Source organism: Curtobacterium sp. MCLR17_007 (assembly GCF_003234655.2).
GTDB lineage: Bacteria > Actinomycetota > Actinomycetes > Actinomycetales > Microbacteriaceae > Curtobacterium.
This window is the reverse complement of record NZ_CP126271.1, coordinates 1,170,114-1,183,240: the sequence shown is the minus strand read 5'-3', so window position 1 is coordinate 1,183,240 and position 13,127 is coordinate 1,170,114. Positions and strand designations below refer to the sequence as shown.

The following is a 13,127-nucleotide window of genomic DNA, read 5'->3' as shown; positions in this document are numbered from 1 at the left end:
ACACCGACACCGACACCGGCGGTGCACGGGCTCACACACGGTTGAGCGCGTGCACCGCCTCGTCGTAGGACTCCTCGGCCAGGCGCACCCGGTCGCCCGCGAGCACCCCGTACCCGAACGTCGCCTCGCCGCCGCGCTCGGCGATGCCGGACAGCGTCCGGAGCGCGTCGAGCGCCCAGAGCGACCGCACACGCTCGGTCAGCACGTCCGCCGCCGACCCGATCCGCTTCCAGAGCGCGTGCGGGAACGCGTCGTCCCCGAGCACGTCCATCGCGAGCCGCGCCCGCATCGTCCCCTGCCACGCGAGCTCGGTCGCGGCACGGTCTGCGGCCTCGCGCGCGTCGGCCGTGTCCGAGGTGTCATCGGCGACGGCGTCCCGGACGAGCTCGCGGACCTCGGGCTTCACGGTGGCCGTGACGTCCTGCGCGACCTTCTTGGGCGACCGGAGCGACCACGCGGTGGGTGCGGGGCGCTCGACCGCGTCGTCGAGGGCGTCCAGCAGCTCGAGGAACGGTTCACCGTGCAGGGCGGTCACGACGTCACGCACGGCCTCGTCCCGCCGCTCGCGGGTGGCCGCGAGGATCCGTTCGCGGGTCATCGCGTCCACCAGCGCGTCCTGTGCCGGACTGGTGGTGCGCGGGAGGCGCTCGACCAGGTACTCGGCAAGGGCCGCCCGGGCGGTCACCTCCGCCAGGGACCGCGCACCGGCCACCGCTCGGTCGACGGCGTCGCCGGCGGGGAACGCCGGTCGGTACGTCTGCAGGACCGCGGCGATCTCCAGGGTGGTCTCGGCCGTCTGGCGGAGCTCGGTGTCCTCGCCCGACCGCAGCCGGGCCTCCTGGACGAGCAGCGCGGAGCGCAGCTTCCGCAGTCGCTTGGCGAGCACGCGTGCGGTCGTGCCCTTCTCGGGCTTGTCGACGGTCTGGAGGCGCGGTGCCGGTGCTCCTGCCAGCCCCCGTGCCAGCTTGGACGCGACGGCGGCGGGGCCGGCCCCGACGGCCTGGAACCGGCCGTCGAGGGACGTGAACAGCTCGTGGGCGACCTGCGGGTCGACGCCCTCGGCCGCCTCGACCTCGACCTCACGCCAGGTGCGCGGGTCGGCGGGGGCGTCGGCGTCGAGGCGCTGCGCGCTGACGCGGTCGTCGGCGAGCTCGGCCACCTGGTCGCCGTCCTCGTCGAGCAGACGGGTCACCGTGCGGGTGGTGGTGATCCGCACGACGGGTCGGAGTCCGCGGCCGCGGCGCTCGGTGAACAGCGCGGCGAGGACCTCGACCGGCACCGCGTCCGGGTCCTCGGTGAGGGGGAAGTGCTGCTCGTGGCGGACGGTGTCGGACTCGGCGCGCTTGATGTGCCAGCCGGCGTCGTGCCCGCCGGTGCGGCGACGGACGGTCACGCGCGCGGCGACCAGGTCGTACCGCTCCGTGTCCCAGTAGGTCGCGTCGAGCTCGACCGGCTCCCGGTGGTCCACCTGCAGGATCCCGCCGACCCCGATCAGGTCCGGCAGGGCCGCTGTGTCAGGCAGGTCGTACGTGCGCTCGATCTCGAGGTGCGTCTGGGTCACACGTCCCTGTCTACCAGGGCGCACCGGTGGACCTGACCGCCAGGTGCCGGAGTTACGCTGCTGCCATGAGCGAGACGATCACCCGCGACGCGTTCGTGCCCCAGGCCGGCGCCGTCACGATGTTCACGACCACGTGGTGCGGCTACTGCGCGCGACTGAAGAACCAGATGTCCAAGGCCGGCGTGCCGTTCACCGAGGTCGACATCGAACACACCCCGGGGACGGCCGAACTCGTCGCCGAGGTCAACGGCGGCAACCAGACCGTGCCGACCCTGGTGTTCCCGGACGGCAGCACCGCGACGAACCCGTCCCTGGCCGAGGTGCAGTCCCGCATCTAGCCTGCGGCCGCTTCGGCACAGCACCCCCGAACGGACACAGCACCACGATTCCTCGTGGTGCTGTGTCCGTTCCGCGGTGTGTTGCGTGCCGGCGCCGGGGCACGCCGGGCGGCGTCAGCCCCCGAGCGCCTCGGTGAGCAGCGCGGCCATCGCGTCGAGCTGGATGTCGCCGGAGTCGACGAGCTCCTCGTCGGAGCCGTCCAGCGCGCGTGCGGCCAGTCCGGCCTTCGAGTCGATGAGCTCCGCGATCTTGGTGTCGATCGTCTGCGCGGCGATGATGCGCCACGCGGTGACCGGCTCCGACTGCCCGATGCGGTGGACGCGGTCGATCGCCTGGGTCTGCTCGGCGCTCGTCCAGGACAGCTCGGCGAGGACGACGTTCGACGCGACCTGCAGGTTGAGCCCGACACCGGCCGCCGTCAGCGAGCAGACGATCACGGCGACGTCGGGGTCGTTCACGAACGAGTCGATCTCGGCCGTGCGCTGCGCGGGCGTCTGGTCGCCGCGGATCGTCGCGGTGCGCAGGTGTCGGCGGGCGAAGACCTCTTCCGCCTGGTCCATCACGTCGAGGTGCTTGGCGAAGAACACGACCTTGCCGACGTTCGACGCCAGCTGCGCCGCGTAGTCGGCCGCGAGCTGCGCCTTCGCCCGCCCGATGCGCCGCACCATCGAGAACACGTTCTCACCGGTGGACGACGCGTCCTGGTCCTCGAGCTCCCAGCGCGCGACCTGGCGGACCAGCTTGTGGTCGATGCCGTCGACCGGTGCCTGGCCGGTGCGGGCGTCGAGGGCCTGGTGGTAGCGCTTGACGAGCTTGGCGGTGAGTTCGCGCTCGGCATCCCGGATCGAGCGTCCCTCGTCGCCGTCGAGCTCGACGGGGATGTCGGCGATGCGTCGGGCGGGGATGTCCGACGCGACGTCGACCTTGCGGCGCCGCACGATGCCGAGGTCGATCACGGCACGACGGGCCTCGGCGAAGAAGCCCTGGTCGGCCGGGGTCAACCCGATCTCCTCGAGCTCGTTCATGAGCTGCGCGCGGGGCTTCTTGTCGTCGATCCAGCCGAGGTACTCCCAGATCGTGCGGAAGTCCTCGACCGAGTTGATCAGCGGGGTGCCGGTCAGGGCCATGAGCAGCGGCGACGCCGTGCGCTCGCGGATCTTCTCGGCGAGCTGCAGCACGAACTTCGACCGCTGTGAGTCCTTGTTCTTGATGAAGTGCGCCTCGTCGACGACCATCCCCTTGAACCCGAACGCCCCGAGCCAGCCGACGTGCCGGTCGAGGATCTCGTAGTTCACGATGACGACGTCGGCGAAGCCGTCCAGGTCGTCGCCGTCGCCGTGGATGACGGTCGCACGGCGGTTCGGGACCCAGCGGGCGGCCTCTCGCGCCCAGTTGGTCTTGACGACGTTCGGCACCACCACGAGCAGTGGGTAGGCCTTGGCTGCCTCGGCCGCCAGCAGGGACTGGGCCGTCTTGCCGAGACCGGGCTCGTCGGCGAGCAGGAAGGTGCGGTGTCCCTGTGCCGCCGAGGCCACGAGCTCCGCCTGGTGCTTCATGAGCGCCGTGCCGGAGAGGGTGTCGAGCGAGGAGGGGTCGGGCAGCGGCATCGATGCCGCGCCACCACCGGCGCCGTACTCGAACGACTTGAAGAGCGGGCCGAACAGCTCCCAGTTCGCCAGGCGACGGGGGTGGGCGACGGGCTGGTCGGCGAGGGCGAAGTCCGGCGGCAGGAACGGGTTCGCGAGCTGTCGCTGCACCACGGCCTGCGGGACCACGGCGCGCTCCTGGGTCGTGGAGACCGGTGCCGGCTCGGCGGCGATGACCAGGTCCTCCGGCTGCATCTCGACGCCGCCGGCGATCATCATGTCGCGCTTGACGGTGCGGGTGGCCTCGGAGACCGATGCCTCTTCCGTCAGCAGCTGGATCACGCTGGTGTCGCGGGCAGCGGTCTTCGCCAGGATCGTCGCCACGCCGTCGAGCCGCTTCATCTGCTCGGCACGCTGCGCGTCCGTCAGGGTCGAGTCGGCCTTGACCCGAGCGCGTTCCTCGCGCATGAGCAGCGCCACCGCCTGGAACTTCGTGCGGTTCGTCGTCTTCAGCGGACCGCGCTGCGCGGCGGCCTCGACCTCGCGCACTGCGCGGGCGAGCACCGGGATGACACCGTCGTTGTCGAGCGGCCTGGTCCGGCGTGACGCGGTCCGCGTCCCACCGGCTGCACGCCGCGTGCCTGATCGAGCCAAGGCTCCTCCTGTTCCGCCCCGCGACCGGGGCGAGCCGCCCGAGCGGGCGGAAGTCTCGTCGGTGCGTCCGTCGCACCGATGCCGGCAGCGAGCCACCGTGGCCCGCCGATCCCCACGACGTGTGGACGACCGATCCCACCGAGGACGCCGGGTGACGTCCTGCCGATGCGACGGTCTGCGCGGAGGATCCGGCGCCGTCGCACGCACGCGACGCTGCAGGACTGGGTCGTCCCAGGGCGGTCGCGGACCCGGTGCCCATGCCGACCAAGTGGTCGACCGTTGCGCCAGGGGACGACGCGACGCGCGGGCACGCGGTGCGTGCGCGGTCAGTTTACTCCCGGACCGCCCCAGGAGGCGACTCGACGCTCCCCGCGCGCGTCGGGCCTCCTGGTCGGTGTCCGCGTCTCAGACGCGCGGTGCGGACCGCGGACGGCTGGCGTCGTCGGACGGGAGGCCCGTGGCCGGCACCGCGAGCGCCGCACGGGTCGCCGCCAGCAGCTGCTCCGCGGTCGCGATCCCGTTGGCGGAGCCGGTGGTGGCCTGGCCGCCGGCGTGCGCGAGCAGCTGCGCGCCGATCGCGGGTCCCAGACGCTCGACCTCGAGCGGGTTGCGCGCCGCCCAGTCGCGGGCGATGGCGTCGGCGAGCCGCTCCGCGGCCGCGCCACGGTCGACGTCACCACGCGAGCGGTGCCACAACCCGGTGACCACGAGGTGGGCGACCACGGCACCGATGTCGCGGACGGGGTAGCCCCAGCCGGCGGTGTCGATGTCGAGGAGGCCGGAGATGCGCCACGGCTCGGCCTCGTCGACGAAGACCTGCTCGAGGTGCAGGTCGCCGTGCACGACCTGCTTGGTCGCCGCCGCCCAACCGATCGAGCGGCGACCGATGGCGTCGTAGAGCTCGTCGATCTGCTGCGCGTCCTGCGGCAGCGCGGCGACCAGGGTGCGGCGGTGCCAGTCGGCGTGGTCCATCGCGTCGGCGCGGGCCTGCTGGGTCATCGGCACCGTGGCGATCCGGCCGGAGAGCGCCGCGAGCGACGCCACGAAGCGCGGGTCGTCGGCGATGTCGAGGATGCGGCTGCCCGCCGGCACGCCGCGGATGCGCTCGAGGACGAGCAGACCGTCCCCGCGGCTCGAGAGCACGCGCGGCACCGGGAGCCCCGCTGCGACGAACTGCTCGTGGGTCTTCGCGATCGGCGCGACGCGGTGCGGCCGGACCACCTTGAGGAAGAGCGTGCCCTCGGGCGCGTCGACCCTGACGACGGCACGCTTGCCCGGTCGGTAGGCGGCCACCGTCAGCGTGGGGTTGGTCACTGGCATGCCGAGCGTGGTGAGGAGCTCGGCCACGGCGTCGCGGTAGGTGACCTGCGGCAGGACCGGCAGACCCGGGTCGTTCGGGTACGCCCACACCGACACCGGCTCGTTCGTGGCCGGGTCGGTGACCAGCGCGCTGTTCTGGTCGTGGTTGCCGCCGGTGTCGACGTACGTCAGGACCGTGGCCCGCTGACCGGCACCGTCGACGGTGTCGACCTCGTAGCCGTAGAGGTACCCGTTGCCCGAGGGCTCGACCGAGTGGGCGCGTGCGGCCACGACGGAGGTCCCGGAGCCGACGAAGGCCTCCGGGATGACGCGCTCGTGATTCGGCCACACGGGATCAGTCAACAGTGTCGGCGCAGATTCGTCCCCTTCGTGCACGGCTCGGCGTGCGGACCGTGGCTAGCGTGGGCGTCGTGAACCCGGTCGCGCGCCTCCGCAGCTCGAAGCGCACACCCCTGCTGCAGGTCGTCAAGACCGCGGTCGCCGTGGTCGCGGCCGTGTTGCTCTGCCGCCTCGTGATCCAGGGGCCGTTCCCGACCTTCGCGGCCATCGCCGCCCTCCTCGTGGTGCAGCCGAGCATCAACCAGTCGTTCGTCAAGGGCCTCGAGCGGAGTGCCGGGGTCGTGCTCGGGGTCGTGCTCGCGACCGGGCTGCACTTCCTGCTCGGCGACTCGGTGTGGGTCGTGCTGCTCGTGATCGTGCTCGCGGTCCTGATCGCCTGGGCCCTGCGCCTGACACCGACCTCGGCCACGCAGGTCGGGATCAGCGGGATGCTCGTGCTGACGGCGGGGGTGGTCACGCCGAACTACTCGGCCGACCGGGTCCTCGAGACCGTGCTCGGCGCGGTCGTGGCACTCGTCGTCAACGCGGTCATCGTGCCGCCCGTGCTCCTGCGGCCGGGTCACCTGGCCGTCGCACGGCTGGCGCGGGACACGGCAGCGGCCTTCGAACGCGTCGCGATCGGCCTGACCGAGGGGTGGGACCACGACCGCTGGCACGAGGCGTTGCTGCGGGCGAGAGCGCTCCGACAGCAGCACGCGCAGGCCGAGGCGTCACTGGCGTCGGCGCAAGAGTCGCTGACGATGAACCCGCGCGGAGGCAGGCACCGGACGATCCTGGAACGCGACGTCGCCGTGGCCGAGCACCTGCGGGTCCTGGTCACGCGGGTGACCGGGATGACCCGGGCGATCCGCGACAACACCGCGCCCGATCTGCGGTCCGACCCGATGGTGGGACGCATCGCGACGGAGGTCGCCCGGATCGGCGCCGACCTGCGGGCCCTCGGGCGGCAGGTGGAGTCGACGGAGCTGGCGTCGGCGTCCGAGGCCGTACCCGAGCCGTCGGACGGTCCCGCGCTGACGGCGCCGCTCGAGGTCGTGCGGCCGAACTCCCGCCACTGGATCCTGATCGGCGCACTGCTCGAGGACGTCCGGCGCGTGCGCGAGGAGCTGCTCGGCGAGGACGACTGAGGCGGGTGGGTCGCTACCGGCAGCCGGCCGTGGCGGCGACGGAAGCGGTGTCGACGATCTCGCCCCAGATGGTGCCGGTCGCGCCGTCGGGAGCGTGCGCGTCGTCGTCGGCGAACCGTCGGATCTCGGCGACGACGGCCTCGTGTCCGGCCTCGCGCGCGGCGCGGCCGGCGACGTCCGGCACCGCGGCCCGCAGCTCGGCGACGATCCGGTCGCGCAGGTCGTCGTCGACCTCGTCCAGGGTGCGCATGCCCTTCCATGCGGCGTCGAGTTCGACGCGCAGTCGGGCGATGGCGGGGTGGTCGGGTTGGTTGATCATGGGTCCCCCAGGAACAGGACGTTCTGTCGGGTACAGCGTCCAGGCGGATCTTACCAAGCGCACAGGGAGCAACTCATGTCCCTCGATCGCGGGGCAGCACCGGGGCAGGACGGGGACTGACTGAGACGAGATTCAGTCGGGATGGCCGTGGGAACGCCACGAAGGCCCGGTTCGATGCCAGAGTGGGTCCCAGGAGGTCCACTATGCGGCTGTTGGTGGTCGAGGACGACGACGAGATGCGTGCCCTCATGGAGCGCGGTCTCGCCGCCGAGGGGTACCGCGTCACGGCGGTCGAGAACGGTGTCGAGGCGCTCATCGCGCTCGGCGACCAGGCGTTCGACCTGGCCGTCGTCGACGTCATGATGCCGGGGATGTCCGGGTTCGAGCTCGCGCGACGCATCCGTGAACGCGAGGACCCGGTGCGCATCCTGCTCGTGACCGCGCGTGACGGCGTGGACGACCGGGTGTTCGGCCTGGACGCCGGTGCCGACGACTACCTCACCAAGCCGTTCGCCTTCGCCGAGCTCACTGCACGCCTGCGCGCCCTCGCGCGCCGCGAGGCCACCGGCGCCCCGCGCACCATCGAGGTCGGTGACGTCTCCATCGACTCCGAGGCGCGGCGGGTCTCGATCCAGGGCCAGCGCGTCGCCGTCAGCCCGACGGAGTTCGCGCTGCTGCGGTTGCTCGCCCGCTCGGTCGGCACGGTCGTCGACCGGCCGAAGATCCTCGAAGAGGTGTGGGACGGGTCCCAGCACGTCGACCCCAACGTCGTCGAGCAGTACATCTCGTACCTGCGCAAGAAGCTGACGTCGCACGAGGCCACCGTCGCCATCGCCACTGTGCGCGGTCGGGGCTACCGCCTCGACCTGCTCGGCTCCTGACGCGTCCCGTCCACACCCCCGATGCGTCTCATCAGGCCACTCGGCCTGCTCTCGCTCCGTTCACGGATCACGATCGGCTCGACGGCCATCGCCGCCGTGGTGATCGTGCTGCTCGTCCTGGTCATGCGCTTCCAGGTCGTGAGCGTCGTGGCGTCCGCCACCCGGACGCTGCTCGACGCCGACGCTGACCCGTACGTGGCGACGCTCGAGGTGGACAGCGACCCGGAGCTGTCACCGCCCGGCAACGCGCAGCTCGTCGCCGTGGTCTCCCCCACGGGTGAGATCCAGCTCTCGACCATGCCTGACCGCGTCGAACGCGCCCTCGGCAGCCTGCGGTCGACACCCGCGGGGACCTCGCTCATCGACGTGTCCGGATCCGAGTACCGCGTGGTCGTGGAGCACCCGGTGAACGGCGCGGGACGGTGGACCGTGGTCGCCGCCCGCAACTCGCAGGCCGAGGCCATCGTCGTCGACGACCTGACCACCACCCTGTCGATCACCGGACTGGCGATCCTGGTGGCGTTCGGCATCGCGTCGTGGGTGCTCGCGACCGCGGCGCTCCGTCCGGTCAACCGGATGCGCCGCGAGGCGGAGCGCCTGTCGGTCGCCCCGGAACGCGCCGAGCTGCCGGTCGGCCCCGCGCAGGACGAACTCGCGTCCCTCGCCACGACCCTCAACGCCTTCCTGGCCAGGACGCGGCAGACAACCGAACGCGAGCGCCAGATGGTGTCCGACGCGTCGCACGAGCTCCGCACGCCACTGGCGATCCTGACGACCCAGCTCGACCTGGCCTCGCTCGACGCCGACGACGCCGAGGCGCTCGCCAACCACATCGAACGGGCGAAGAACAGCGTCGCCCGGCTGTCGCGCCTGGCGAACGACCTGCTGACCCTGTCCCGCATCGAGGAGTCGGAGCGTCGGTCCGAGGACGGTGACCAGCGCCCGCTGACCGCCTGGTCGGACCTCGGCGACGAGGTGATGGCGGCCGTCGACCGGGTCCGCCTGATCGCCAGCACGAAGGACGTCACCGTCGACTTCGACCTCGAACCGCCGCGGTCGGGCGGTGACGACGGCCCCGACCCGCAGTACCACCTGGACACCGGTGGCATGGCGCAGCTCGTCACGAACATCGCCGGGAACGCCGTGGCGGCGCTCCCCCGTGGAGGCGGCGTCCTGGTGACCTGGCGCGCCGACGGTGACGTGGGCGAGCTGCAGGTCACGGACGACGGCCCGGGTGTGCCCGAGACCTTCGTCGCCGTGGCCTTCGACCGCTTCACCCGTCCGGACGAGGCGCGGAAGTCCCGACCCGTGCCCGACCCGGCCACCGGGGTGATCCCGCTGCCGGGAGGCTCGGGGCTGGGCCTCGCGATCGTCCGGGCCGTCGCCGAGCGCGCGGGCGGCACGGCGTCGCTGCGGAACGTCCGGTCCGGTGGGCTCGAGGTCACGATCCGCGTCCCCGCGGTCTCCTGACGACGTCACTGGAAGTCGCGGGAGCGCGTCCGGACGGACAGGGACAGGCGCTCGATCCGGTCAGCCACCACGTTGACGACCCCGTCGGGTGACCGCTCGAGGATGCCCCGCACCACCACCGCCGGTGACTCCCGCGCCACCCGTCGGTAGCGCCCCCACACCCCGACGCTGCAGATCACGTTCACCAGCCCGGTCTCGTCCTCGACGTTGAGGAACGTGATCCCCGACGCGGTCGCCGGGCGCTGCCGGTGCGTCACGATGCCACCGACCTCGATGCGCCGTCCGGTCTCCGCCGTTGCCAGGTCGTCGACACTGAGCACCCGTCTGGCGTCCAGCCCCGGGCGGACGTGCGACACCGGGTGGTCGTCGGTGGTCATGCCCGTCGACCACATGTCGGCGATCAGGACGTCGCCGCTCGTCATCTGCCCGAACAGCGGCGGCTGCACGACGACCTGGGTGTCGGGGAGCTGGTCGGGTCGTTCGGCCGCCGCCTGCGCCGCGGACCACATCCCTCCGCGGCGGTCGACACCGAACGGCGCGAACGCGTCGGCGGCTGCCAGGGCCTCGAGCTGCGCCGTCGTCAGCCCGACCCGGCGGGCCAGGTCGGACATGTCCACGAAGGCACCGTTCGCATCGCGCTCGGCGACGATCCGCTCGGCGGTCTTCCGACCGAGCGAGGCCACCTCGGCCAGCCCGAGTCGCACCGCCGAGGCGCCGTCGCGCCGGTGCCGCGCCGTGTCGTCGGGCAACGCCTTGTCGAAGGGCAGCACGGGCGGCTGCTCGGTGGCGAGACAGGCGTCGTCACCGTGACCGCCGCCCGGCACCGCGCCGCTGCTCGGCACCGCGCCGCCGCCCGGCACCGCGCCGCCGCCCGGCACCGCACCGTCGCTCGGCACCGCGCCGTCGACCGGCTCGAGCGTCGCGTCGACCCCGGACCGCAGGATGTCCGGCCGGAGCACCTGCACCCCGTGCCGCCGGGCGTCGGCCACCAGCGTCTGGGGTGAGTAGAAGCCCATCGGCTGCGCACGGAGCAGCGCCGCCAGGAACGCCCCCGGGTAGTGCAACCGCATCCACGCGCTGGCGTAGACGATCAGGGCGAAGCTGATCGAGTGGCTCTCCGCGAAGCCGAAGTTGGCGAACGCCTGGATCTTCGCGTAGATCGCGTCGGCGTCGGCACCGTGGATGCCGTTGTCCGCCATGCCCGCGTAGAGCTTGTCGCGCAGCCGGTCGATCTTCTCGTGGCCGCGCTTCGACCCCATCGCCCGCCGCAGCAGGTCGGCGTCGTCGCCGGAGCAGTTGCCGACAGCGATGGCCATCTGCATGAGCTGCTCCTGGAACAGCGGCACGCCGAGGGTCCGCTCGAGCACCGGCTCGAGCGAGGGGTGCATGTAGGTGATGGGTTCCTCGCCGGTGCGTCGGCGGATGTACGGGTGCACGGCGCCGCCCTGGATCGGGCCGGGACGGACCAGCGCCACCTCGATCACCAGGTCGTAGAACCGCCGCGGCAGCAACCGGGGCAGGGTGCCCATCTGCGCCCGGGACTCGACCTGGAACACCCCGATCGTGTCCGCACGGCACAGCTGGTCGTAGACGCCCTGCTCTTCCTTGGGGATGGAGTGCATCTCCCAGCGCTCCCCGCAGTGCTCGGCCGCCAGGTCGAACGAGTACTGCAGCGCAGCGAGCATGCCGAGCCCGAGCATGTCGAACTTCACGAGCCCCATGTAGGCGCAGTCGTCCTTGTCCCACTGCAGCACGGTGCGGCCGTCCATCCGGGCGTGCTCGATCGGCACGACCTCGCCCACCGGGCGGTCGGTCAGGACCATGCCACCGGAGTGGATGCCGAGGTGCCGCGGGAACCCGAGGACGTCGCTGGCCAGCCCGACGACCGCCGGCGGGATGTCGTGGTCCTGGCTCTCGGTCACCGACCCCCACCGCTCGACCTGCTTCGACCAGGCGTCCTGTTGACCGGGACTGTGACCGAGCGCCTTCGCCATGTCGCGGACGGCGCCCTTCGGCCGGTAGGTGATGACGTTCGCGACCTGAGCGGCGTTGTACCGGCCGTACTTGTCGTAGACGTACTGGATGACCTCTTCGCGTCGGTCGGAGTCGAAGTCCACGTCGATGTCGGGCTCTTCGTCGCGCATCGCCGACAGGAACCGCTCGAAGGGCAGCCCGTACCGGATCGAGTCGACCGCGGTGATCTCGAGCAGGTAGCAGACCGCCGAGTTCGCCGCAGAGCCGCGCCCCTGGCAGAGGATGCCCCTGCCACGGGCGTACTGCACCATGTCCCGCACGATGAGGAAGTAGCCGGGGAAGTTCTTGTCCTCGATCACCGCGAGCTCGCGCTCGATGCGCGCTCGCTTGTGCGGGTCGACCCCGTCAGCGCTGCCCGGGTAGCGCTGTCGTGCCCCCGTCCACGTGAGCTCCCGCAGCCACGACATCGCCGTGTGTCCGTCCGGGACGTCGAGGTCGGGCAGCCCGGGCTTGACCGTCCTGAGCCGGAACCCGATCTCGTCCGCGATCCGGACGGTGTTCTCGATCGCACCCGGGTAGCGCGCGAACCGCCTGGCCATCTCGACGCCCGACCGCAGGTGCGCCGTGTCGGCGGCCGGGAGCCAGCCGTCGATCTCGTCGAGGCTGCGCCGCGCGCGGACGGCGGCGAGTGCCGTCGCCACCGGGAAGCGGTCCGGGGTGGCGTAGTGGACGTTGCCCGTGGCGACGAGCGGCAGCGCGTGCCGGGTGGCCAGCGCGGCCAGGACGTCGTTCCGGGCGCTGTCGAGCGGGTCGCCGTGGTCGAGCAGCTCCACGACGACGTTGCCGGTGCCGAACCGGTCGAGCAGTGCCCGCAGCGCGGTGTCGGCCGCTGACTCGCCGCCCTGGTCGAGCGCCTGTCGCACCGTGCCCTTCCGGCAGCCGGTGAGCACGCGCCAGTGTCCGTCCGCCCGGGCGGCCAGGTCGTCGAGGTCGTAGCGCGGCCGCCCCTTCTCGGACCCGGCCGCCAGGTGCGCGCTCGTGATGGCCCCCGCCAGGCGGTGGTAGCCGTCCTGGCCGTCGGCGAGCAGCAGCAGGTGCGAGCCCTCGGGGTCGGGCACGCCGTTCTGCGGCGCCGTCAGCCCGAGGGAGAGCTCGGTGCCGTAGACGGTGCCGACGGTCGGGTACGCCTCGGCCACCTCGGCCATGCGGGCGGCACCGTACAGGCCGTCGTGGTCGGTGAGCGCCAGGGCGTGCAGCCGCAGACGGGCAGCTTCCTCGAACAGGTGCTCGGGCTGGCTGGCACCGTCGAGGAAGCTGAAGGTCGAGTGCGCGTGCAGTTCGGCGTACGGCACGGTGGGTGGCCCGTCGACCGCGCCGTCCGCTCGGGAGGCGGGGGCGTAGGGCTCGCGCTTGCGGGACCACGCGGGACTGTCCCCGCCGTCGCCGGCGTGCCCCGAACCCGGGCTCCGCTCGTCGGAGAGGGCACGCTCGAACTCCGACCACGGGATCGGCGGGTTGCTGTAGCCCATCAGGTGCCCTTCGTCGTGGTCGTCTCGT

At 72.3% G+C, this 13,127-nt stretch carries 9 protein-coding genes; 4 read left to right on the top strand and 5 right to left on the bottom strand.

The window, feature by feature from the left end; translation table 11 throughout:
* Positions 1-31: 31 nt before the first annotated feature.
* Positions 32-1,561: a CYTH and CHAD domain-containing protein gene (locus tag DEJ13_RS05705; RefSeq protein ID WP_181437038.1), complete on the bottom strand. Its 1,530-nt coding sequence runs from the start codon at positions 1,559-1,561 to the stop codon at positions 32-34.
* 65 nt (positions 1,562-1,626) lie between these two features.
* Here DEJ13_RS05705 and DEJ13_RS05700 point away from each other — a divergent pair, with 65 nt between their 5' ends.
* Entirely contained in the window at positions 1,627-1,899 is a 273-nt protein-coding gene (locus DEJ13_RS05700; protein WP_056121818.1) for a mycoredoxin, read from the top strand.
* Positions 1,900-2,013: 114 nt separating this feature from the next.
* Here the strand turns inward: DEJ13_RS05700 and DEJ13_RS05695 are convergent, their stop codons facing one another.
* Both DEJ13_RS05695 and DEJ13_RS05690 read right to left on the bottom strand, forming a co-directional pair.
* The gene (locus DEJ13_RS05695) at positions 2,014-4,140 is read right to left on the bottom strand and encodes a DEAD/DEAH box helicase (RefSeq protein ID WP_056121820.1); all 2,127 of its coding nucleotides are present in this window, start codon (positions 4,138-4,140) and stop codon (positions 2,014-2,016) included.
* Positions 4,141-4,545: 405 nt separating this feature from the next.
* On the bottom strand, positions 4,546-5,790 hold the full coding sequence (locus DEJ13_RS05690; protein ID WP_056121822.1) for an aminoglycoside phosphotransferase family protein: 1,245 nt from the start codon (positions 5,788-5,790) through the stop codon (positions 4,546-4,548).
* Between the two features lie 80 nt (positions 5,791-5,870).
* On the opposite strand from DEJ13_RS05690, the gene DEJ13_RS05685 reads away from it, so the two are divergent.
* Positions 5,871-6,926: an FUSC family protein gene (locus DEJ13_RS05685; protein WP_111107047.1), complete on the top strand. Its 1,056-nt coding sequence runs from the start codon at positions 5,871-5,873 to the stop codon at positions 6,924-6,926.
* A 13-nt stretch (positions 6,927-6,939) separates the two neighbouring features.
* Here the strand turns inward: DEJ13_RS05685 and DEJ13_RS05680 are convergent, their stop codons facing one another.
* Positions 6,940-7,245: a hypothetical protein gene (locus DEJ13_RS05680; protein WP_111106978.1), complete on the bottom strand. Its 306-nt coding sequence runs from the start codon at positions 7,243-7,245 to the stop codon at positions 6,940-6,942.
* Between the two features lie 203 nt (positions 7,246-7,448).
* Between DEJ13_RS05680 and DEJ13_RS05675 the strand changes: the two genes are divergently transcribed.
* Positions 7,449-8,126 carry a response regulator transcription factor gene (locus DEJ13_RS05675; RefSeq protein WP_056121829.1) on the top strand — a complete coding sequence of 226 codons (678 nt, stop codon included), beginning with the start codon at positions 7,449-7,451 and terminating at the stop codon, positions 8,124-8,126.
* 21 nt (positions 8,127-8,147) lie between these two features.
* Positions 8,148-9,596 carry a sensor histidine kinase gene (locus DEJ13_RS05670; RefSeq protein ID WP_111106977.1) on the top strand — a complete coding sequence of 483 codons (1,449 nt, stop codon included), beginning with the start codon at positions 8,148-8,150 and terminating at the stop codon, positions 9,594-9,596.
* 5 nt (positions 9,597-9,601) lie between these two features.
* Here DEJ13_RS05670 and DEJ13_RS05665 read toward each other — a convergent pair whose 3' ends face one another.
* On the bottom strand, positions 9,602-13,099 hold the full coding sequence (locus tag DEJ13_RS05665) for an error-prone DNA polymerase (protein ID WP_111106976.1): 3,498 nt from the start codon (positions 13,097-13,099) through the stop codon (positions 9,602-9,604).
* Between the last annotated feature and the right edge of the window lie 28 nt (positions 13,100-13,127).

What these genes read in the sequence shown, in the direction of transcription:
- DEJ13_RS05675 (WP_056121829.1), top strand. Translation starts at nt 7,449, where the DNA reads ATGCGGCTGTTGGTGGTCGAGGACGACGACGAGATGCGTGCCCTCATG.
- DEJ13_RS05700 (WP_056121818.1), top strand. Translation starts at nt 1,627, where the DNA reads ATGAGCGAGACGATCACCCGCGACGCGTTCGTGCCCCAGGCCGGCGCC.
- DEJ13_RS05665 (WP_111106976.1), bottom strand. Translation starts at nt 13,099, where the DNA reads ATGGGCTACAGCAACCCGCCGATCCCGTGGTCGGAGTTCGAGCGTGCC.
- DEJ13_RS05670 (WP_111106977.1), top strand. Translation starts at nt 8,148, where the DNA reads ATGCGTCTCATCAGGCCACTCGGCCTGCTCTCGCTCCGTTCACGGATC.
- DEJ13_RS05680 (WP_111106978.1), bottom strand. Translation starts at nt 7,245, where the DNA reads ATGATCAACCAACCCGACCACCCCGCCATCGCCCGACTGCGCGTCGAA.